Below are 19,929 nucleotides of genomic sequence, written 5' to 3' on the forward strand. Positions count from 1 at the left end.
CCTTCCAGCCCACCAGCGAAACCCTGAGACTTCTCGCACCCGATGACACCCGACGAATGCCTGGACCGGGCCACTTCCGGAACCCGGCGGCTTCTTGCCAACATCGAACGCACGGAAATAGAGTCGCCTCATATTCACGATCACAAACTCTGTTCAGAATACCGAACAACTTCTGATGTGCGGCAGTGGAGCGGAAGGAATCACGGTGGCAGCAGCACCAGTCTGGAGCGTCGACCCCCGCACCGGGAACCCGCGCGAGCAGGTTGCGGTGGAGGCTACAGCGGAGGAGGTCGACCGTGCGGTCCGGGCCGCCCACGCGGTACGTGAATCGCTCGCCGACCGCACCGTGCGCGCCGCCTTCCTGCGCATCGCGGCCGACCTGCTCGTCGAGGCCGGGGAGCACGTCATCGAGGCCGCCGACGCCGAGACCGCACTCGGTCCGGCCCGGCTGACCGGTGAACTCGCCCGCACCGCCGCCCAGTTGAGGGCCTTCGCGGAGGTGGTCGACGAGGGCGCCTACCTCGACATCCACATCGACCACGCGGACGCCACCCGGACCCCGCCCTGGCCCGACCTGCGCCGCTACAAGGTCCCGCTCGGCGTCGTCGCCGTCTACGCGGCCAGCAACTTCCCGCTCGCCTTCTCCGTCCCCGGCGGCGACACCGCGAGCGCGCTGGCGGCCGGCTGCCCCGTCGTCGTCAAGGCGCACCCCGACCACCCCGCCACCTCCGAACTCTGCGCCTCCGTGCTGCGCAGGGCGGCGGCCAAGGCCGGCCTGCCCGAGGACGTACTGATCCTGGTGCACGGCTTCGACGCCGGCGTCGAGCTGATCCGGCACCCGCTGGTCGCCGCCGCCGGGTTCACCGGCTCGGTACGCGGCGGCCGCGCCCTGTTCGACGCGGCGGCGGCCCGCCCCCGCCCCATCCCGTTCCACGGCGAGCTGGGCTCCCTCAACCCCGTCGTCGTCACCGGGGCGGCCGCCGCCGAGCGTGCCGAGGAGATCGGCGCCGGGCTCGCGGGCTCGATGACCATGGGCGCGGGCCAGTTCTGCACCAAGCCCGGCTTCGTCCTGGCCCCGGCCGGTGAGGCCGGCGACCGGCTGCTGGAGTCCCTGACCGCCGCGGTCAGCGACAGCGAGGCCGCGGTCCTGCTCGACCACCGGATGCGCGACGCCTTCGTCACGGGCGTACGGACCCGGGCCGGACTCCCCGGCGTCCAGGCCCCGGTCACCCCCGGCGCGGGCGGCGACCACACCGTCTCGGCCGGATTCCTCACCGTACCGGCGCAGCTGCTCACCGCCGAGGGCCCGCACGACGAGCTGCTGGAGGAGTGCTTCGGCCCCGTCACCGTAGTCGCCCGCTACGCCTCCGACGACGAGATCACCGCCGTGCTCTCCCGGCTCCCCGGCAACCTCACCGCCACCCTCCAGACCGCCACGGACGGCACCGACGCCGACGCCCCCGGACTCCTCGCGGCCCTCACCCCGCTGGCCGGCCGGGTCCTCGTCAACGGCTGGCCCACCGGCGTCGCCGTCGCCCCCGCCCAGCACCACGGCGGCCCCTACCCGGCCACCACCTCCACCTCCACCTCGGTCGGCGCCACCGCGGTCGAACGCTGGCTGCGCCCGGTCACCTACCAGACCACCCCCGAGGCCCTGCTCCCGCCGGAGCTCAGGGAGGAGAACCCCCTGGGCCTTCCCCGACGGGTGGACGGACGCCGCGCATGACCCCGGACCTTCCCGAACTCCCCTTCGGCATCGTCCCGTTCGGCCCCGGGGGCGACTGGACGTACGAGGGCGGCGTACTGACCGGCAGGGCGGGCGCCCGCCAGGACCGGTTCGTACCGCCGGGCGGCGCCCGTCTCGACCCCGAGAGCGACGCCCCCCGCCTGCTCGGTCCCGCACCCCCGGGCGACTTCCAGCTGATCGCCCGGGTGCGGGTCGGCTTCGCGGCCGCCTTCGACGCCGGGGTGCTCTACCTGCACGTCGGGGAACGGGAGTGGGCCAAGCTCTGCCTGGAGCTCTCCCCGGACCACCCCACCGTCTGCACGGTCGTCACCCGGGGCCGCTCCGACGACGTCAACTCCTTCACCGTGGACGCCGACACCTGCTGGCTGCGCCTCAGCCGCACGGGCGACGCGTTCGCCTTCCACGCCTCCGCCGACGGCGAGAAGTGGACCTTCGTCCGCGTCTTCGCCCTCGGCGACCCGGAGCAAGCGGCCGGGGCGTCGGTCGGCTTCCTGGTCCAGTCGCCGACCGGCGAGGGCTGCGAGGCGTCCTTCGACCGGATCGAGTTCCGCACGACGGGCCTCGCGGACCTGCGGGACGGCAGCTGATCCTGCCCGGACCTATTTACCGCTCCGGCCCGCGGCGGGGGTTCCGCGGTGGCGTACGACAGGAGGAGGGGCGAGTGATGCCCGGGACGTCATGGTTCGACCGTCGGGCGGTCGCCCCGGCCGGGGTACGGAACCTCGGCCGGCCGCTCACCCCCGGCGCCCGCCGTGCCTCCTTCGGCGGACCGACCGCACCGGCCGGGGCGGCGGCGCTGTGACCGCCCGGATGGGGGAGACGTTCGGGACCGGCCGCGCCGTGTCCGACATCGAGGCGCTGCTCGCCGGGCCCGTGCCGGCCGCGGGGCCCACGGTCGGCGAGGGGGAGCCGGACACCGGGGAGTGGAGCGCGACCTCGGGCGAGGGCTTCCGGATCGTGCCGCTCTGGGAGAGCGACGACCTCGTGGGCGTGTACGGACCCGAGTGGGACGCGGCCGAGGAGGCCGCCGCGGGTCATCTCGCCGTTCTCGTGGGCGAGCTGGACCGGCGTTGGGGCGCCCACCGGCCGGTGGGCATGCGGGTGCCGATCTTCCGCAAGCTCGCGGGTGAGCCCATGCCGCCGCTGTACCGGGCGCTGTGCGACACGGACTGCCTCGGGGACCTGCGGGTGTGGGGGCCGGTGGACGGCCGCTGGATCGGGGTCTCCCTCAACCAGTGCGACGGAGACGCGCCGATGATCCTGGTCGCCGTGGTCACCGACCGGCCGGTCGTCGAGCTCGACGACCAGGACGGCTGAGCGGGCGGGGAATGAGGATGTCCGCTCCCGCGTTGTGCACGGGAGCGGAGGGTGGCTCCGCACCCGAGCGGTACGTACGAGGACACGGAGAGAAGAAGAGACATGCGCGTCGAGATCTGGAGCGACATCGCCTGCCCCTGGTGCTACATCGGGAAGGCCCGCTTCGAGAAGGGCCTGGCGGGATTCGCCCACCGCGACCAGGTCGAGGTCGTGCACCGGTCCTTCGAGCTCGACCCCGGCCGCGCCAAGGGGGACACCGCGCAGGTCATCGACATGCTGGCGCAGAAGTACGGGCGCACCCGCGAAGAGGCGCAGGCCATGGAGGCGAATGTCGCGGCCAACGCACAGGCCGAGGGGCTCGGCTACCTCACCGAGGGCCGTGACCACGGCAACACCTTCGACATCCACCGGCTGCTCCACCTGGCCAAGGCCCGCGGCCGGCAGGACGAGCTGCTGAGCCTCGCCTACCGGGCGAACTTCGCCGAGGAGCGGTCCGTCTACGACACCGGCGTACTGGTCGAGCTGGCCGTCGAGGCCGGGCTCGACGCCGACGAGGCGCGCGCCGTACTCGCCGACCCGGAGGCGTACGCGGCCGAGGTGCGGGCCGACGAGCGGGAGGCGTCCGAGCTGGGCGCCAACGCGGTGCCGTTCTTCGTGCTCGACCGGCGCTACGGCATCTCCGGCGGCCAGCCCGCCGAGGTCTTCGCCCAGGCGCTGGAGCAGGCGTGGAAGGACCGCCCGCTCACCGCGATCGGCGGCGACGCCGCCGCGTGCGACGCCGACGGCGCCTGCGAGGTCCCGCAGGCCGGCGGCAACGTCTGAGGTCCGCCCCCGGGCCACGTACAACCGGTGCTGTCCCGGCGCCACGCACAAGCGGTGCTCGGGTGTTCCCCTCAACTTTTCGTGATTGACCGGGAGGTGAGGGGGCCCCAGGCTGGGCGCATGGAGACTACTTCGCTCAGCAGTGCGGTGGATGCCGAGTTCGCACCGGAAACGACCTACCTCAACACCTCCACCTGCGGGCTGCTGCCCCGGCGGACCGTGGCGGCCGTACGGGCGCTCGCGGAGGCGATCGGCTCGGGCAGCCGGGCCGATTCCGGCGACTTCGAGGCGGTGGAGGCGGCCCGGTCCGGCTTCGCCCGGCTCTCCGGGGTCGACGCCGACCGGGTCGCCGTCGGCAGTTCCGTCTCCGTGCACGTCGGGCTGATCGCCGCCGCACTGCCGCCGGGGGCCGAAGTCCTGGCGCCCGAAGGCGAGTTCAGCTCCGTCGTCAGCCCCTTCGCGGTCCGCGGCGACCTCAGGATGCGGTACGCCCCGCTGGACCGGCTGGCCGACGCGGTGGGGCCGGACACCGCGCTCGTCGCCCTCTCCTCCGTGCAGTCGTCCAACGGCCGGATCGCCGACCTGAAGGCGGTGCGGGCGGCGGCCGGCGCCCACGGTGCCCGGACGCTGCTCGACGCCACCCAGTCGGCCGGCTGGCTGCCGCTGGACGCCGGGGAGTACGACTACACCGTCACCGGCGGCTTCAAGTTCCTGCTCTGCCCGCGCGGTGCCTCGTTCCTCACCGTCACCGACGAGGCGCAGCAGGCGCTGCCGCCGCTCTTCGCCGGCATGTACGCCGCCGCCGACCCCTGGAACAGCACGTACGGCCCGGTCGGTCAGCTCTCCGGGACCGCGCGCCGCTACGACGAACCGCCGGCCTTCCTCTCGTACCACGGCGCCGAGCAGTCCCTCGCGCTGCTGAACGAGGTGGGTGTGGACGCCGTCCACACCCATGCCACCGGGCTCGCCGCCCGGATGCGGGCCGGGCTGGCCGGGCTCGGGCACGAGGCGGTGCCGGGGGAGTCGGCGATCGTCGCCGTGCCCGGACTGGGCGAGCGGGAGCCGGCGCTCGCGCGGGCCGGAGTGGTGGTCTCGAACCGGGCGGGAAGTCTGCGCGCCGCCTTCCACCTGTACAACACGCAGGCCGATGTGGACCGGGCCCTGGACGTGCTCTCCCGCTGACCGTGCCCGCCGGAGGGGATCAGCGGGGGCCGGGGCAGTCCCCGGCCTCCCGGCAGAGGTTCGCCTCGACCTTGGCGAGCAGCCGGGTCAGCTCCTCGCGTTCGGCGGGTTCGAGACCGGCGAGGGTGTGGTCCTCCAGGTCCGTCCAGGCCCGCTGGACGTCGGAGTGCAGCGCACAGCTGTCGTCGGTGGCCTCGACCAGGACGGCCCGGCGGTCGTCCGGGTCGGGGCGGCGGCGCACATGTCCGGTCTGTTCGAGGCGCTGGAGCATCTTGGTGACGGTGGAGGGGTCGAGGTCGACGGCCTTGATCAGCTCGGCCTGACGCACCGCACCGGCATCCCACAGGCACATCATCAGGAACTCCTGGCCCGGGTAGAGCCCGAGCCCCTTGAGCAGCTTGCCCGCGGCGATCCGGTGCAGCCGGGCGACCCGGGCCAGGGCGTGGCTGACGGGGCCGCCGAGGGCCGCGCTCGGCAGTCCGGGACAGGCGGGGTCTGCGGGCTGGGCGGGTTCGGCCTTCATGGGGTGACTCCTCGGGGCGACGCTTCGGCCCCGGCTCCGATACCGGGCTCCGGCGACTTTCCGCCCACTTTACATTGGTCGGCCAAGTAATGGGTTACAGTGACGCCGGAGCAGATAATTGGCCGACCACATAAATAATCCGGGAGTCCTCATGACCACCGCATTCGACCCGATCGACCTTTCCGGCACCCGGCTCGCCAACCGCATCGCGATGGCTCCGATGACCCGCAGCCGGGCCGGTGAGGGCGGCACCGCCACGGATCTCGTCACCGAGTACTACACCCAGCGCGCCTCGGCGGGCCTCATCATCACGGAGGGCGTCCAGCCGTCGGTGGTCGGCCAGGGCTACCCGTCCACCCCCGGGCTGCACAGCGCGGAGCAGGTCGCTTCCTGGCGCAAGGTCACCGACGCGGTGCACGCGGCGGGCGGCCGGATCTTCGCCCAGCTGATGCACGCCGGCCGGATCGGCCACCCGGACCTGCTGCCGGACGGGCTGATCCCGGTCAGTGCCTCCCCGGTCCGGCCCGCCGGCGGACTCTTCACCGGCACTGGCATGGAGGACTTCACCACCCCGCGCGAACTGACCGGCGACGAGGTCCGGCAGACCGTCGCCGACTTCGCGGCGGCCGCCCGCAACGCGATCGACGCCGGCTTCGACGGGGTCGAGCTGCACGGCGCCAACGGCTACCTCATCCACCAGTTCCTCGCCCCCAACACCAACCTGCGTGACGACGAGTGGGGCGGCTCGGACGAGGCCCGCATCCGGTTCGCCGTCGAGGTGGTCAAGGCCGTCGCCGCCGAGATCGGCGCGGAGCGGACCGGACTGCGGATCTCGCCGGGGAACCCGTACAACGACATCGACGAGCCCGCACCGGAGGCCGTCTACACCGCGCTGGTACGGGAGTTGGAGCCGCTCGGCCTCGCCTACCTGCACGTCCTGGAGGCGGTGCAGATCCGCGAGCTGACCCTCGCGCTGCGCAAGCAGTTCTCCGGCACCTTCGTCCTCAGCGCGCTGACGGACGGACCGACCGGGCCGGACGACCACTCGGTGGTCGACGACGGGCTCGCCGACATCATCGCGTACGGCGCCCTGTTCATCGCCAACCCGGACCTGCCGGCCCGGCTGAAGGCCGGCGGCCCGTTCAACACCCCGGACCCGTCGACGTTCTTCGGCGGGGGCGCGAAAGGGTACGTCGACTACCCGGCACTGGACGATGCCCAGATCTAGGGCCTCTCGTTCGGCTCATGCCGGGCTCGCGTGCCCCGGTGCCTGATCCGGCCCGATCCAAGCGGAAAAGATCCTGGGCCCCGCCGTCGAAGAGCCTCCGCACGTCCTCCTGCAGGCTCATGAGGCCGGACATCTGCCAGAGCCCTCGCCCGGCCGGGGATCCGCACCGTGCGGGGGTGCGGATCCCGCGCCTCGACGGCCGGCACCTGGTGGTCCGGGCCGGGCAGCCGGAGCCCGGACGAGGCCCGGGCGGCCGGCTTGTCCGGGATCTGCTGATGGCTCACGGCACCGGTTCTCGCAACACCCCGGCCCCCGCCCGCCGCCGGGCCCGGCCCCGGGCCTACTCCCGGCCGGACTCGTCCAGCGGGGCGCTGCGCCACTTCCACGAGGTGACGCGCGGGTGGCCGGGCAGCTCGGCGCGGCCGGTCGCCCACAGCAGTACGGCCCACCGGTCGGCGTCCTTCGGGGCGTCCGGGAACAGCCGGGCCAGCGCCCGGTCGCAGAGGCCGGCGGGCGGGGTCCAGCCGCCCCCCAGGCCCGCGGCGATGTCGTGGGCGTGCAGCAGGGTCTCCACGACCCCCATCGCGGCGAAGCCCTCCGGGTCGGACGCCCCGTAGGAGTGGTACGCGCGGAGTCCGGGCGGGGCCGTCCGCACCATCGAGGCGAGCAGCGCGCCGCACGCCTCCAACGTCCGGAAGAGGCCGGCGGTTCCGGACGACCGGTCCGCGAAGACCGCGTTCATCGGACCGCCCTCGCGGTCGGCGCTCCAGCGGTACGGGACGTACGCGTCCAGCGGCGGTTGCCGCGGGCCCAGTTGGGCCGCGTAGGAGAACAGGTCGTCGCTCAGATGCTCGGCGGTCTCCCAGCAGGTCCACTCCAGCGTCCCCGCCGGGGCCTGCCAGTCGTCCTCCGGGCACTCCCGGAGCGCGGCGATCGCGAGACGTACCGCGGTGGTCACATCGTCCGCCGTGACCGGCAGCCGGGCCCCGGTCAGGGCCGCCCGCTCCGCCGCACCGCACTCGACGCAGAACTCGTTTCCCTCGGGGTCGGCGAGCGTCGCCCAGCCCCGCCCGTCCGGCCTGCGGTGGTCGGCGACGAGGGTGGCGCCCAGGCCGAGCAGCCGCTCGACCTCCTCGTCCCGGGTCCGGTCCTGCGGCTGGATGTCCAGGTGGATGCGGTTCTTGCCGCCCTTGGACTCCGGCACCCGGATGAAGAGCAGCGCGGCACCGGGGGATTCGAGGAGCACCTCGGGGTCACCGGGGGCGTCCTGGCCGGAGACCGGGGCGTCGAGCACCCCGGACCAGAAGCGGGCGAGCCCGTAGGGGTCGGAGCAGTCGACGGTGATGTGGCGTACGAGTGAGGTCATGGGCCATACCTTCGCCGTCGGCCGCCGTGCCGGTCCAACGATTTCGGGGCCGGCGGGGCGGGAGGACGCCGCTCCGCCGGCCCCGCCGGCGGGTCACCTCAGCGCACCGGGGTGAAGTCCCTCGCCCCGATGAACTCCGGTCGCCGCGCCGGTGCCGCGAACGGCTCCTCGGCGGCGTTCGCCACGCTGTTGAAGACGATGAAGACATTGCTGCGCGGGTACGGGGTGATGTTGTCGCCCGAGCCGTGCATGCAGTTGCAGTCGAACCAGGTCGCCGAACCCGCCTTGCCCGTGAAGAGCTTGATGCCGTGCCGGTCGGCCATCTTCGTCAGGGCCTCGTCGGACGGGGTTCCGGCGTCCTGCATCTTCAGCGACTTCTTGTAGTTGTCCCTGGGCGTCTCGCCCGCGCAGCCGAGGAACGACTTGTGCGAACCGGGCATGATCATCAGCCCGCCGTTGGTGTCGTGGTTCTCGGTCAGCGCGATCGACACGGACACCGCCCGCATGTTCGGCAGCCCGTCCTCGGCGTGCCAGGTCTCGAAGTCCGAGTGCCAGTAGAACCCCGAGGCGCCGAAGCCCGGCTTGACGTTGATCCGGGACTGGTGGACGTACACGTCCGAACCGAGGATCTGCCGGGCCCGGCCCACCACCCGTTCGTCGGCGACCAGCCGGGCGAAGACCTCGCTGATCCGGTGGACCTCGAAGACCGACCGCACCTTCTGCGACTTCGGCTCTATGATCGAGCGCTCGTCGGCCCGCACCGCCGGATCGGCGATCAGCCGGTCCAGTTCGGCGTGGTAGACGGAGACCTCGTCGGGGGTGATGAGCTGGTCGACGGTGAGGAAGCCATCGCGCTCGAAGCCCTGGAGGTCCTGCACGGCCACCGGGCCGGGGGCTCCGGGCGGCGACCAGATCACCGGGTCCTGGCGGGGGGTGGTCATCTCGGCCGTGCCGCGCGTGGGGTACAGGTCGGTGCGTACATCGGTGGTCATGGTTCAGCCCTCCTCGGTCAGCAGCGGGTAGACGCCGCTCTCGTCGTGTTCCTCCCGCCCGGTGACCGGCGGGTTGAAGACGCAGACGCAGCGGAAGTCGGTCTTCGGGCGCATGGTGTGGCGCTCGTGGCCGTCCAGCAGGTACATCGTGCCCGGGGTGATCCAGTGCTTCTCGCCGGTCTCGTCGTCCGTGAGCTCGGCCTCGCCCTCGACGCACAGGACGGCCTCGATGTGGTTCGCGTACCACATCGACGTCTCGGTGCCCGCGTACATCGTGGTCTCGTGGAGCGAGAAGCCCACCTTCTCCCGGGCGAGCACGATGCGCTTGCTCTCCCAGGTGCCGGAAGCGGCCTTCACATGCCGGTCGGTGTTCTCGATGTCACTGAACGATCGGACGATCACGGTGGGTCGGTGCCTTTCTCTCTGCGGTGTCCTCCGCCGTGGTGTCCTCCACCGCGGTGACTTCCGCTGTGCGGTTTCTCGTCGGGCCCGCCTCGGGAGCGGGCCGGGTGGTCAGACGGTGTCGCGGACCGCGCGGGCCAGCGTGCGCAGGCCCTCGTCCAGCTCGTCGGGGGTGGCGATCAGCGGCGGCAGCAGCTTCACGACCTCGCTGCGCGGGCCGGAGGTCTCCACCAGCAGCCCCAGTTCGAAGGCGCGGGCGCAGATCGCGGCGGCGCGTGCCTCGTCCGTGAACTCCAGGCCCCAGACCAGGCCCCGGCCCCGGTACCGCGCGCCGAGCGCGGTGTGCTCGTCGCAGATCGAGAGCAGCGCCTGCTCGACCTGCTCGCCCCGGACCAGGGTCTGCTTCTCCATCTGGCCGTCCGCCCAGTACGCGTCCAGCGCGGCGGCGGCCGTGACGAACGCCGGGTTGTTGCCGCGGAAGGTGCCGTTGTGCTCGCCCGGCCCCCAGATGTCCAGCTCCGGGTTGAACAGGCAGAGGGACATGGGCAGTCCGTAGCCGCTGATGGACTTCGACAGGGTCACGATGTCGGGGACGATGCCGGCCTCCTCGAACGAGAAGAACGAGCCCGTGCGTCCGCAGCCCATCTGGATGTCGTCGACGATCAGGAGCATGTCGCGACGGTGGCACAGATCGGCCAGCGCCCGCAGCCACTCGGGGCGCGCCACGTTGATGCCGCCCTCGCCCTGGACGGTCTCGACGATCACGGCGGCGGGCTTGTTGAGCCCGGAGCCCTGGTCCTCCAGGAGCCGTTCGAACCAGAGGAAGTCGGGCACCTGGCCGTCGAGGTAGTTGTCGAACGGCATCGGGGTGCCGTGCACGAGCGGGATGCCGGCGCCGGCCCGCTTGAAGGCGTTGCCGGTGACGGCGAGCGAGCCGAGCGACATGCCGTGGAAGGCGTTGGTGAACGACACGATGGACTCGCGCCCCTTCACCTTGCGGGCCAGCTTCAGCGCCGCCTCGACCGCGTTGGTGCCGGTCGGGCCCGGGAACATCACCTTGTACGGGAGGTCGCGCGGGCGCAGCACGTTGTTCTGGAAGGACTCCAGGAAGGTGCGCTTGGCCGTGGTGGCCATGTCCAGGCCGTGGGTGATGCCGTCGCGCTCGATGTAGTCGATCAGCGCGCGTTTCAGCACCGGGTTGTTGTGGCCGTAGTTGAGCGATCCCGCGCCGGCGAAGAAGTCGAGGTAGCTGTGTCCGTCCTCGTCGGTCAGCCGGGCGCCCTGCGCACGGTCGAACACGGCGGGCCAGCCGCGGCAGTAGCTCCGTACCTCCGACTCCAGGGTCTCGAAGACACTCAGCGCGGGCGGGGTGATGGTCACAGGGGGTCTCCTGCTCGAGAGGGGGGTGAGGGTCGGCGGTGCGGGAGGGCTCGGGCGTGGCGGTGGCCCGTCGGTCCGGGCCGGGACGTACGGGTGTGGCGGTGGCCGTCGGTCCGGGCCGGCACGTACGGGTGTGGCGTGGCCGGGCGGGCTCAGGCGTGGAACGGGCCGATGCGGTACAGGACTTCGGGCAGGTGGTCGCCCTCGGGGAACAGCCCGCCGTCGAAGAGCACCTCGCGCTCCAGGGCCACGTCGTGGCGCTGCGCGTAGGAGGTGAACAGCCGGTCCGACGCGGTGTTGTCCGGGGTGATGGTCGTCTCGACCGAGGCCAGGCCCTGTTCGGCGGCGACCCGGGAGGTCAGCGCGTCCAGCAGCTTTCCGGCGAGCCCCGCCCCGCGGTGGGCGTGGTCGACGGCCACCTGCCAGACGACGAGCGTCCCGGGACGGTCCGGCCGGAGGTACCCCGTCACGAAGGCGACGGGTTCGCCACTCTCGCCCCGGGCGACCACGGAGGTCGCCGTGAAGTCACGGCACCACAGCAGGTAGCTGTACGAGGAGTTGAGGTCCAGGACCTCGGAGTCGCGGGCGATGCGCCAGATCGCGGCCCCGTCCTCCACTCGTGGGGTGTCGATGGTGATGAATTCGTTTTGGGCACTTGCAAAATCTGCTGGTGCGGCGGTCATGCAAATTGAATTTACCCAGCAAATTTCCAAATTGCATCGAGGTGAGGGGTTGGGCGGGAAGGTCCGCTGTGTTATCACGCGGGCGCGTGCCCCGGCGCGACCGGGCTGCGATTTCTGCTGTTTTGTTGGCTATTTATCCGGCATAACGGTCGCAGTGTGGAGTCGGTCACATGGTTGTAACTCTCGGGCGACGTAACGGAATTGTGTGGCTCGGGCCCGCTCGGCACTCTGGAAACTCGGGTGTTTAGGCTTCTGGAAAGCGGGCAGAAGAATGCGGGGAGCTGCTCTGAATAAAGCAGCTCCCCGCATTCGGGAAATATTGGCGCCCGGCCGGGATTTATTCGCTCGGCCAGGTTTCCGAAACGGCCTTGCGGGCAGCTTCGAAGTCGACCTGCCGGCCGGTATCGGCCAGCGCCGCCCCCAGAGCCGCGAGCGAGGACAGCACCGCGCCCCGTGTCGCATCCACACCGTAGTGATTGACCCGGATCATCTCCTTGGACAGCGCGCCCCCGCCCGCGATCAGCGGCAGCGAGGGGTCGGCCGCGAGCGCCCGCGCGACCAGCTCGGCGGCGTCGACCCCCTCCGGGGCGCGCAGCGTCGTCGCGACCGGCGCCGCCTCCCCGGCCTCGTGGACGTACGGCGAGAGGCCGCCGCCGAGCGCCACCGCGCCGGCCCGCGTCGCCGCGGCGGCCGCGGCGTGACGGGCCATCAGCGCGTCCAGACCCTCGGTCTCGATCCGCTCCACACAGGCCTCCAGCGCCAGCATCTCCAGCTGGGCCGGCGCGTGCAGCAGGGCCTTGCGGCCGCCGTCGATCCAGCGCTCCTTCCAGTCCAGCAGCGAGAGGTAGGAGCGGCGCGGAGCCTCGGGGTTGGCGGCGATCCGCTGCCAGGCGCGTTCGCTCACCGACACCGCGGACACCCCGGCCGGGCCGCCCATCGCCTTCTGCGCGCCGATCACACAGAGGTCGACGCCCCACACGTCCGGCAGCAGCGGCTCGGCACCCACCGATGCGACGGCGTCCAGCATGAACAGCGCCCCGTGCGAACGGGCCACCTCGCCGATCTCGGCGACCGGATTGGTGTTGCCGGTCGCCGCCTCCGCGTGGACCAGGGAGACGAAGTCGATCTCCGGGTGCTCGGCCAGCGCCCGCGCGACCTGGTCGGCGGTGACCGCCGTGTGGAAGGGAACCGCCAGGTCGACGACGTTGGCACCGCAGTCCCGCAGCCAGTTGCCGAAGGTCTGCCCGTACGGGCCGGTGACGACGTTCAGCGCGGTCGAGCCGGGCCGGGCGCCGCCCCGGATGCAGCCTTCGAGGGGGAGCAGCGCCTCGCCCTGCATGATGACGACGTCCTGCTCGGTGGCGAGGAGGCCGGCCACCCGCTTCTCGATGGCCGCGAAGTGCGCGGCGGTGAGCGGGGCGAGGTCGAGGAAGGGGTGCGTCACGGTGGTGCTCTCTTCGGGTCGGATCGGGTCGGTGCGCGGTGTCGCGTACGGGCGGTGCTTCCGTCGAAGCGTACCCAGGGGCCCGCACGCCGCCTCGTACAGTGCTGCCCATGAGTGATCACAAGGCATCGCAGGTGCTGCACGTGAAGGGACGGGTGCTCGTCGGCCCCGACGACGTCCGGGACGAGCTCTGGGTGGTCGGCGGGCGGATCTCGTACGGAAGGCCGTCCGATGCGGACGGGGCGGTGACCGTCACCGGCTGGGTGCTGCCGGGTCTGGTGGACGCCCACTGCCACGTCGGGCTCGACCACCACGGCGCCGTGGACGCGGCGACCAGCGAGAAGCAGGCCCTTGCCGACCGGGAGGCGGGTGCGCTGCTGCTGCGGGACGCGGGGTCGCCGGCCGACACCCGGTGGATCGACGACCGCGAGGACCTGCCGAAGATCATCCGGGCCGGCCGGCACATTGCCAGGCCCCGCAGGTACACCCGCAACTACGCCCATGAGATCGAGCCGGACGAGCTGGTCGCGTACGTCGCGCAGGAGGCGCGACGCGGCGACGGCTGGGTGAAGCTGGTCGGCGACTGGATCGACCGGGAGGTGGGCGATCTGACCGCCTGCTGGCCGCGCGAGGCGGTCGAAGCGGCCATCGCCGAGGCGCACCGGCTCGGCGCCCGGGTCACCGCGCACTGCTTCGCCGAGGATTCGCTGCGCGATCTCGTCGAGGCCGGCATCGACTGCGTCGAGCACGCCACCGGGCTCACCGAGGACACGATTCCGCTGTTCGCCGAGCGCGGGGTCGCGATCGTCCCCACCCTGGTCAACATCGCCACGTTCCCCTCGCTCGCGGCGGGCGGCGACGCCAAGTTCCCCCGCTGGTCGGCCCATATGCGGCGGCTGCACGAGCGGCGCTACGACACGGTGCGCTCGGCCTACGACGCCGGGGTGCCGGTCTTCGTCGGCACCGACGCGGGCGGGGTGCTCGCCCACGGGCTGGTGGCGGACGAGGTCGCCGAGCTGGTGAAGGCGGGCATCCCGGCCCTGGACGCGCTGTCCGCGACGACGTGGGGCGCGCGGCAGTGGCTGGGGCGGCCGGTGCTGGAGGAGGGCGCCCCGGCGGACCTGGTGGTGTACGACGAGGACCCGCGGGCGGACGTACGGGTGCTCGCGGCGCCGCGGCGGGTGGTCCTGAACGGACGGGTGATCGGCTGAGTCCGGCGGCCCGTGACCGGGGTGCGCCGTGTTGACGGGCAGTCACCGAATGCCTGCCCCGTCGTTGAAACACTTCCGCGCGCACCCCGGCGCGGTCGGCTCCGCCACGGTGCGCGCTCAGCGGATCGGGTGACCCGGAGGAACGAACGTACCGAGATATTCGAATACAGACACGGAAACCCCCCTTTGGGGTGAACTCACGTCAGGTGTCCGCCAGTTCACCCTCCGTGCGTAAAGCTTTCGGGGTCGAGGCCACCGGAGCTCTCGATGTCCCCCATTGGAGGGCACCGGTGGCTCCATGTCTCTTGTGGGGGTTCCACCACTTTGAACAGCAACACCTTCCGCCTGGCCGCCCTGGCGGTCGCCGCCGCTCCCGTCGCGCTGCTGGTCGCCGCCCCGGCGCAGGCCGCCGCCGCGACCACCACGACCACGGGTGGCGGCAAGGCGAGCGCGGTCGTGCTCCGTACCGCACTCGACGTCTCGCTCCTGAACAAGACGGTCGACGTGCCGCTCAGGGCCACGCTCAACGAGGTGAAGGCACCCGCCGACGCCAAGGAGACCGCGCTCAGCGTGCGGCTCGACGGCGTGGACGGCGGCCGGCCGGTCAGCGTGCTCGCCGCCGATGTGGCCACCGCGAACGCGACCGCCGACAAGCACCGGGCCGAGGGCTACAGCAATGTGGCCAAGGCCCGGGTCCATGTGCCCGGACTGCCGGTGCTCTCGCTGATCGAGGTGGAGAAGGTCACGTCCAGGGCGGTCTGCGAGGTGGGCCGGAAGCCGGTCGCCGAGTCGAACGTACTGGGGCACGTATCGGTCCTCGGCAAGCGCATCGACCTCACCGCGGGCGGCACCACGCAGGTCAAGGTGCCGGCCGTCGGCGAGGTGACCCTGGACCTCTCGAAGACGCACACCACCTCGCGCACCGCCGCGGCGACCGCGTTGCAGCTGAAGGTCTCCGTCAACCCGCTCAAGCTGAACGTCGCCGATGTGCGCGGCGAGATCACGCTCGCCGAGGCGACCTGCGAGACGCCGAAGTCGACCGGGCCGGGCGGCGGCGACAACGGCGGCACAAGCAACGGAGGATCCAGCAATGGCGGTTCCGGCAATGGTGGTTCCACCGACGGCGGGTCCAGCAACGGTGGTTCGAGCAATGGTGGTTCGAGCGACGGCGGTTCCGGCAACGGTGGTTCCACCGGCGGCGGTTCGACCAGCGGTGGGTCCGGTGACGGCGGCAACAGCGCAAGCGGCGGCAACAGCGACGGCGGTGTGAAGCCCCAGACCGGCACCGGCAACGAACCGGCCGTCGATTCGAACCTCGCGGAGACGGGCGGCAGCTCCGCCACCCCGTACATCGCGGGCGGTGCGGCCGTACTGCTGGCGGCGGGCGCCGGGGCGGTGGTCGTGGCCAGGCGGCGCGCCCAGGGCTGACCCCTCCGGAGCCCCGATGCGGGCAGCAGGGAGCGGGGAGCGGGGAGCGGCGTACGTGTGATGGCACGCCGCTCCCCGCGGCCACGTGCGACGGAGCGCGGGCAACGGCAGACCGCCGGCGCACGGTGCCCGCCCAGTGGTGGGCCGTCGGCGCACGACCCCCGTCCCAGCGGTGGACCGTCGGCGCACGACCCCCGCCCAGTGGTGGACCGCCGGCGCACGGTGCCCGCCCAGCGGCGGGCCGCAGGCGAACGACCCCCGTCCCAGCGGCGGGCCGTCAGCGAACGGCCGTGCCCAGTGTCTGCAGTGCCTGGTCGAACGCCTGGAGGAAGCGGTTGGTCGTGGCGCGGTCGCGCACGGCCAGCCGCAGCCACTCGGGACCGAGCCCGGGAAACGTATCTCCTCGCCGCGCCGCGAACCCCAGCAGCCGCAACCGCTCCCGCACCTCGGCCGCCCGCTCCAGCCGCACCAGGACGAACGGCGCCTCGGCCGGCCCCGCCACCCGCACCTCGGTGAACTCCCTGAGCCCCGCCACCAGATGGGCCCGGTCCACCGCGATCCGCTCCGCGGCGGCGGCCGCCTCGGCCAGCGCCCGCGGCTCCATGCAGGCCTCGGCGGCGGTCAGCGCCGGGGCCGACACCGGCCACAGCGGCTGCGTCTCCTCCAGCGCGCGGACGGTCCCCGGGTCGGCCAGCACATAGCCGATCCGCAGCCCCGCGAGCCCCCAGGTCTTGGTGAGGCTCCGCAGTACGACGAGCCCCGGGACGTCCGTACGTCCGCACAGGGTCTCGCGCTCGCCGGGCACCGCGTCCATGAACGCCTCGTCGACCACCAGCGTCCGGCCGGGCCGGGCCAGTCGCTCCACCAGCGCCGCCGGATGCAGCACCGACGTGGGGTTGGTCGGATTGCCGACCACCACCAGATCCGCGTCATCGGGTACCGCCGACGGGTCCAGCCGGAATCCGTCACCGGCCCGCAGCAGCACCCGGTCCACCTTGTGTCCGGCCGCGCGCAGCGCCGCCTCCGGCTCGGTGAACTGCGGATGGATCACGACCGGGCGGCGGACCGGCAGCGCCCGCGCGATCAGTACGAACGCCTCCGCCGCACCCGCCGTCAGCAGCACCCTCTCCACCGGCAGCCCGTGCCGGTCCGCGACCGCCGCCCGGGCCGGCCGGCCGTCCGGATAAGCGGCCAGCGAGCCCAGCGACCCGGCTATCCGCTCCCTCAGCCAGGCCGGGGGAGTACCGGCCCGTACGTTGACGGCGAGATCGGTCAGATCCCGGTCCCGTCCCCGTACTTCCGCGTCACCGTGGTGCCGCAGATCGTGCGCGCCCGCGCCTGTCGCGTCGGGACTTTCCGTGGGAGTGTGCATGACCGCCGTGGGGGTGATGGTGGTGATGGCCGTCGTCGTGGGGACGGAAGGCCGGCTGCCGCGGCCGTCCCGGTCGATCCTCTGAGTACGGCAGAACGACTATGCGCCCGGCACCGGGCTTCACGCAACGGTCGGGACGGGGAGGTACGACCGCTGCCGCGGCCGTCTCGGACTGCCGTCAGGGCGGACCGCGGCGCGCCACCGCGCAGGTCACCATCGGCGCCCGCCCCGTCGGGGCCGACTTCCGCTTGGGCACCAGCAGCTCACCGCCCGTCGCGAGCGCGGCGGCCTCCGCGACCGACGCCGCTCCGACCGCGGCGAGCGGCGCGCCGGACGGATTGGGCACCTCGATCCGGGCCAACTCCCCGGCCGGGTACGTCCGCAGCGGTACGCCGAGCGCCTCGGCGGCGGCGACGATGCCCGGCTCGTCCGCCTTGGCGTCCACGGTCACCAGCTCCGCGACGCTCAGCGGCGGGAGTCCAGCCTCGCGCAGGGTGTCCCGGACCAGCCCGAGGATCTCGTCGACCGGTGCGCCCCTGGACGCGCCGACCCCGACGGCGAGCGACGCGGCGGGCGTGTCGGCTTCGGACATGGAGCGGCCTTTCACGAGGAGCGCGGGGACGGGAGCGCGCTGAGATGCGCGCACCGGGGGCGATCGGCTAGCAAGAGCGCATGGCGGTGTTCATCGCGCTCGGCGCGTTCCTGATGACCCTGGCAGGCGGCTGGGTCGCCCAGCGCGTCACCGACCGCCGCCACCTGGTGCTCGGCCTCGCCGGCGGGCTGATGCTCGGCGTGGTCGGCCTGGACCTGCTGCCGGAGGCGATCGACGCCGCGGGCGAACCCGTCTTCGGCGTCCCGGCCGCGCTGCTGCTGTTCGTCGGCGGCTTCCTCGTCGCCCACCTGGTGGAGCGGCTGCTCGCGGTGCGCCAGGCGGCACACGGCGCGGGCGAGGAGCGGGTGCCGCAGGTCGGGCTCACGGCGGCGGCGGCGATGGTCGGCCACAGCCTGATGGACGGCGTCGCCCTCGGCGCGGCCTTCCAGGTGGGCGCAGGCATGGGAGCCGCCGTCGCGCTCGCCGTCATCACGCACGACTTCGCCGACGGCTTCAACACGTACACGATCACCAGCCTGTACGGGAACGCCCGCCGCAAGGCCCTGATCATGCTGTTCGCGGACGCGCTCGCGCCGATCGTGGGCGCCGCGACGACGCTCCTGTTCACCCTTCCGGCGGAACTCCTCGGCTGCTATCTCGGCTTCTTCGGCGGCGCGCTGCTCTACCTGGCCGCCGCCGAGATCCTTCCCGAGGCACACCACGAACACCCGGCCCGCTCCACGCTGCTGTGCACCGTGGCCGGGGTGGGCTTCATCTGGCTCGTGGTGGGCATCGCGGACTGAGCGACGCACCACGCCCGGGCGCCTCACCGCTTCCGACACCGGTTCCCGCCCCGGCTCATCCCCCGCACCGCTCGACGAACCGGCGGGCCATGCCGGGCGCCGAGGCCCAGTGCGTGTGCAGATAGCTCGCGTGCACGCCCCGTTGTACGTACCCCTCGACCCGCCGCTCCGGCTGGTGCATGCCCCACGCCGGATCGGCACCGGCGCCCGGCTCCAGCACGGTGCGGTGGAACTCATGGCCGCGCACCCGGGTGCCGGGGGCCGCCAGCACACTGTCGGAGACCGCCACCGCCTCCCGGTAGCCGAGCGTCAGCCGCTTCGACATCCGCGCCTCCGCGTCGAGGACCCCGCACATCGGCAGCCCGTCGAGCGAACGCGCCAGATACAGCAGCCCGGCACACTCGGCGGACACCGGTGCCCCCGACCCCGCCAGTTCGGCGACCGCCCTGCGCAGCGCCGCGTTGGCGGACAGCTCACCCGCGTACACCTCCGGGAACCCCCCGCCGACGACCAGCCCCCGGGTACCCTCCGGCAGCGCCTCGTCCCGCAACGGATCGAACGGCACGACCTCGGCCCCGGCCGCGGTGAGCATCTCGGTGTGCTCGGCGTACGAGAAGGTGAACGCGGCACCGGAGGCCACCGCGACGACCGGGGCCCCGGCGGGGGCGGACAGCGGCACGGGCCCGCCGCAGCCGCCGATCGCCTCCGCCGCGTCCCACACCTCGCCCGGCAGCGGCGGCGCGGAACGGGCCAGCGCCAGCAGCGCCTCCAGATCGCACCCCGCCACCACCTGCTCCCGCATCGCGTCGACCGCGCCCACCGCGTCATCGCGCCGCTCGGCGACCGGCACCAGACCCAGATGGCGCGACGGCACGGCCACCTGCTCGGCCCGGTGCAGCACCCCCAGCACCGGCAGACCGGACTCCTCCAGCGCGTCCCGCAGCAGCGCCTCGTGCCGCTGGGAGCCGACCTTGTTCAGGATCACCCCGCCGAGCCGCACCTGTGGATCCCACGAGGCGAACCCGTGTACCAGCGCGGCCACGGAACGCGACTGCGACGAAGCGTCGACGACCAGCACCACGGGCGCCCGCAGCAACTTCGCCACCTGCGCGGTCGACGCCAGCTCGCCCTGGCCCGACGCACCGTCGTACAGCCCCATCACGCCCTCGACCACGGCCAGGTCGCAGCTGGCCGCCCCGTGCGCGAACAGCGGGGCGACCCGGTCGGGGCCGCACATGTACGCGTCGAGGTTGCGCCCCGGCCGGCCGGTGGCCAGCGTGTGGTAGCCGGGGTCGATGTAGTCGGGCCCGACCTTGTGCGGGGACACGGCGAGGCCCCGCCCCGCGAAGGCCGCCATCAGCCCCGTGGCGACGGTGGTCTTGCCGCTCCCCGACGAGGGCGCGGCGATCACCAGACGAGGAGTATTCACTGCCAGTC

General features: G+C 72.8%; 19 protein-coding genes and 1 pseudogene. 10 read left to right on the forward strand and 10 right to left on the reverse strand.

Annotated features, from left to right (window positions below):
* Positions 1–205: 205 nt before the first annotated feature.
* The 6 genes from ACFVH0_RS22895 (at position 206) to ACFVH0_RS22920 (ending at position 5,068) form a co-directional block, all read left to right on the forward strand.
* Positions 206–1,726, forward strand: coding sequence for an aldehyde dehydrogenase (NADP(+)) (locus ACFVH0_RS22895; RefSeq protein ID WP_385822779.1), 1,521 nt, complete (start codon positions 206–208; stop codon positions 1,724–1,726).
* The gene (locus tag ACFVH0_RS22900) at positions 1,723–2,334 is read left to right on the forward strand and encodes a DUF1349 domain-containing protein (RefSeq protein WP_385822780.1); all 612 of its coding nucleotides are present in this window, start codon (positions 1,723–1,725) and stop codon (positions 2,332–2,334) included. The genes ACFVH0_RS22895 and ACFVH0_RS22900 overlap by 4 nt, the downstream gene beginning before the upstream one ends.
* Before the next feature lie 77 nt (positions 2,335–2,411).
* The gene (locus tag ACFVH0_RS22905) at positions 2,412–2,549 is read left to right on the forward strand and encodes a hypothetical protein (RefSeq protein WP_385822782.1); all 138 of its coding nucleotides are present in this window, start codon (positions 2,412–2,414) and stop codon (positions 2,547–2,549) included.
* Positions 2,546–3,064 carry a hypothetical protein gene (locus ACFVH0_RS22910; protein WP_385822784.1) on the forward strand — a complete coding sequence of 173 codons (519 nt, stop codon included), beginning with the start codon at positions 2,546–2,548 and terminating at the stop codon, positions 3,062–3,064. The genes ACFVH0_RS22905 and ACFVH0_RS22910 overlap by 4 nt, the downstream gene beginning before the upstream one ends.
* A gap of 102 nt (positions 3,065–3,166) precedes the next feature.
* A complete protein-coding gene (locus ACFVH0_RS22915; protein WP_385822786.1) occupies positions 3,167–3,886 on the forward strand; it encodes a DsbA family oxidoreductase in 720 nt (239 codons plus the stop codon).
* A gap of 120 nt (positions 3,887–4,006) precedes the next feature.
* Positions 4,007–5,068, forward strand: coding sequence for an aminotransferase class V-fold PLP-dependent enzyme (locus ACFVH0_RS22920; RefSeq protein WP_385822788.1), 1,062 nt, complete (start codon positions 4,007–4,009; stop codon positions 5,066–5,068).
* A gap of 19 nt (positions 5,069–5,087) precedes the next feature.
* On the opposite strand, the gene ACFVH0_RS22925 is transcribed toward ACFVH0_RS22920, so the two are convergent.
* The gene (locus ACFVH0_RS22925; RefSeq protein WP_385822790.1) at positions 5,088–5,591 is read right to left on the reverse strand and encodes a MarR family winged helix-turn-helix transcriptional regulator; all 504 of its coding nucleotides are present in this window, start codon (positions 5,589–5,591) and stop codon (positions 5,088–5,090) included.
* Between the two features lie 151 nt (positions 5,592–5,742).
* Here ACFVH0_RS22925 and ACFVH0_RS22930 point away from each other — a divergent pair, with 151 nt between their 5' ends.
* Positions 5,743–6,819: an alkene reductase gene (locus ACFVH0_RS22930; protein ID WP_385822792.1), complete on the forward strand. Its 1,077-nt coding sequence runs from the start codon at positions 5,743–5,745 to the stop codon at positions 6,817–6,819.
* Positions 6,820–7,159: 340 nt separating this feature from the next.
* Here ACFVH0_RS22930 and ACFVH0_RS22935 read toward each other — a convergent pair whose 3' ends face one another.
* From ACFVH0_RS22935 to ACFVH0_RS22960, 6 genes are all read right to left on the reverse strand, one after another.
* A complete protein-coding gene (locus tag ACFVH0_RS22935) occupies positions 7,160–8,185 on the reverse strand; it encodes a VOC family protein (RefSeq protein ID WP_385822794.1) in 1,026 nt (341 codons plus the stop codon).
* 98 nt (positions 8,186–8,283) lie between these two features.
* Positions 8,284–9,177, reverse strand: a complete 894-nt coding sequence (gene thpD / locus ACFVH0_RS22940; RefSeq protein WP_385822796.1) for an ectoine hydroxylase — start codon at positions 9,175–9,177, stop codon at positions 8,284–8,286.
* A gap of 3 nt (positions 9,178–9,180) precedes the next feature.
* Positions 9,181–9,579: an ectoine synthase gene (locus ACFVH0_RS22945; protein ID WP_360540424.1), complete on the reverse strand. Its 399-nt coding sequence runs from the start codon at positions 9,577–9,579 to the stop codon at positions 9,181–9,183.
* 111 nt (positions 9,580–9,690) lie between these two features.
* The gene (ectB, locus tag ACFVH0_RS22950) at positions 9,691–10,959 is read right to left on the reverse strand and encodes a diaminobutyrate--2-oxoglutarate transaminase (RefSeq protein ID WP_385822798.1); all 1,269 of its coding nucleotides are present in this window, start codon (positions 10,957–10,959) and stop codon (positions 9,691–9,693) included.
* A gap of 152 nt (positions 10,960–11,111) precedes the next feature.
* On the reverse strand, positions 11,112–11,642 hold the full coding sequence (gene ectA / locus ACFVH0_RS22955; RefSeq protein ID WP_385822800.1) for a diaminobutyrate acetyltransferase: 531 nt from the start codon (positions 11,640–11,642) through the stop codon (positions 11,112–11,114).
* A gap of 337 nt (positions 11,643–11,979) precedes the next feature.
* Positions 11,980–13,086 (reverse strand): pyridoxal-phosphate-dependent aminotransferase family protein, encoded by a 1,107-nt coding sequence (locus tag ACFVH0_RS22960; protein ID WP_385822802.1) that lies wholly within the window; start codon positions 13,084–13,086, stop codon positions 11,980–11,982.
* 110 nt (positions 13,087–13,196) lie between these two features.
* On the opposite strand from ACFVH0_RS22960, the gene ACFVH0_RS22965 reads away from it, so the two are divergent.
* Together ACFVH0_RS22965 and ACFVH0_RS22970 are read left to right on the forward strand one after the other, a co-directional pair.
* Positions 13,197–14,297 carry an amidohydrolase family protein gene (locus tag ACFVH0_RS22965; protein ID WP_385822804.1) on the forward strand — a complete coding sequence of 367 codons (1,101 nt, stop codon included), beginning with the start codon at positions 13,197–13,199 and terminating at the stop codon, positions 14,295–14,297.
* A 324-nt stretch (positions 14,298–14,621) separates the two neighbouring features.
* Positions 14,622–15,725 (forward strand): SCO1860 family LAETG-anchored protein, encoded by a 1,104-nt coding sequence (locus ACFVH0_RS22970; protein WP_385822806.1) that lies wholly within the window; start codon positions 14,622–14,624, stop codon positions 15,723–15,725.
* A 277-nt stretch (positions 15,726–16,002) separates the two neighbouring features.
* On the opposite strand, the gene cobC is transcribed toward ACFVH0_RS22970, so the two are convergent.
* Complete coding sequence (cobC, locus tag ACFVH0_RS22975; RefSeq protein ID WP_385822808.1) at positions 16,003–17,097, reverse strand: Rv2231c family pyridoxal phosphate-dependent protein CobC; 1,095 nt, start codon at positions 17,095–17,097, stop codon at positions 16,003–16,005.
* Positions 17,098–17,287: 190 nt separating this feature from the next.
* Positions 17,288–17,689, reverse strand: a pseudogene (locus ACFVH0_RS22980) (cobalamin biosynthesis protein); the annotation flags it as partial.
* A gap of 80 nt (positions 17,690–17,769) precedes the next feature.
* On the opposite strand from ACFVH0_RS22980, the gene ACFVH0_RS22985 reads away from it, so the two are divergent.
* Entirely contained in the window at positions 17,770–18,492 is a 723-nt protein-coding gene (locus tag ACFVH0_RS22985; protein WP_385822810.1) for a ZIP family metal transporter, read from the forward strand.
* Positions 18,493–18,547: 55 nt separating this feature from the next.
* Here the strand turns inward: ACFVH0_RS22985 and ACFVH0_RS22990 are convergent, their stop codons facing one another.
* A complete protein-coding gene (locus ACFVH0_RS22990) occupies positions 18,548–19,921 on the reverse strand; it encodes a cobyrinate a,c-diamide synthase (RefSeq protein ID WP_385822812.1) in 1,374 nt (457 codons plus the stop codon).
* Positions 19,922–19,929: the final 8 nt, after the last annotated feature.

The organism is Streptomyces sp. NPDC127117 (assembly GCF_042677325.1).
GTDB lineage: Bacteria > Actinomycetota > Actinomycetes > Streptomycetales > Streptomycetaceae > Streptomyces.

Coding starts and splice junctions, on each gene's coding strand:
- ACFVH0_RS22900 (WP_385822780.1), top strand. CDS start 1,723: ATGACCCCGGACCTTCCCGAACTCCCCTTCGGCATCGTCCCGTTCGGC.
- ACFVH0_RS22905 (WP_385822782.1), top strand. CDS start 2,412: ATGCCCGGGACGTCATGGTTCGACCGTCGGGCGGTCGCCCCGGCCGGG.
- ACFVH0_RS22915 (WP_385822786.1), top strand. CDS start 3,167: ATGCGCGTCGAGATCTGGAGCGACATCGCCTGCCCCTGGTGCTACATC.
- ACFVH0_RS22920 (WP_385822788.1), top strand. CDS start 4,007: ATGGAGACTACTTCGCTCAGCAGTGCGGTGGATGCCGAGTTCGCACCG.
- ACFVH0_RS22925 (WP_385822790.1), bottom strand. CDS start 5,591: ATGAAGGCCGAACCCGCCCAGCCCGCAGACCCCGCCTGTCCCGGACTG.
- ACFVH0_RS22930 (WP_385822792.1), top strand. CDS start 5,743: ATGACCACCGCATTCGACCCGATCGACCTTTCCGGCACCCGGCTCGCC.
- ACFVH0_RS22935 (WP_385822794.1), bottom strand. CDS start 8,185: ATGACCTCACTCGTACGCCACATCACCGTCGACTGCTCCGACCCCTAC.
- thpD (WP_385822796.1), bottom strand. CDS start 9,177: ATGACCACCGATGTACGCACCGACCTGTACCCCACGCGCGGCACGGCC.
- ectA (WP_385822800.1), bottom strand. CDS start 11,642: ATGACCGCCGCACCAGCAGATTTTGCAAGTGCCCAAAACGAATTCATC.
- ACFVH0_RS22965 (WP_385822804.1), top strand. CDS start 13,197: ATGAGTGATCACAAGGCATCGCAGGTGCTGCACGTGAAGGGACGGGTG.
- cobC (WP_385822808.1), bottom strand. CDS start 17,097: ATGCACACTCCCACGGAAAGTCCCGACGCGACAGGCGCGGGCGCGCAC.
- ACFVH0_RS22985 (WP_385822810.1), top strand. CDS start 17,770: ATGGCGGTGTTCATCGCGCTCGGCGCGTTCCTGATGACCCTGGCAGGC.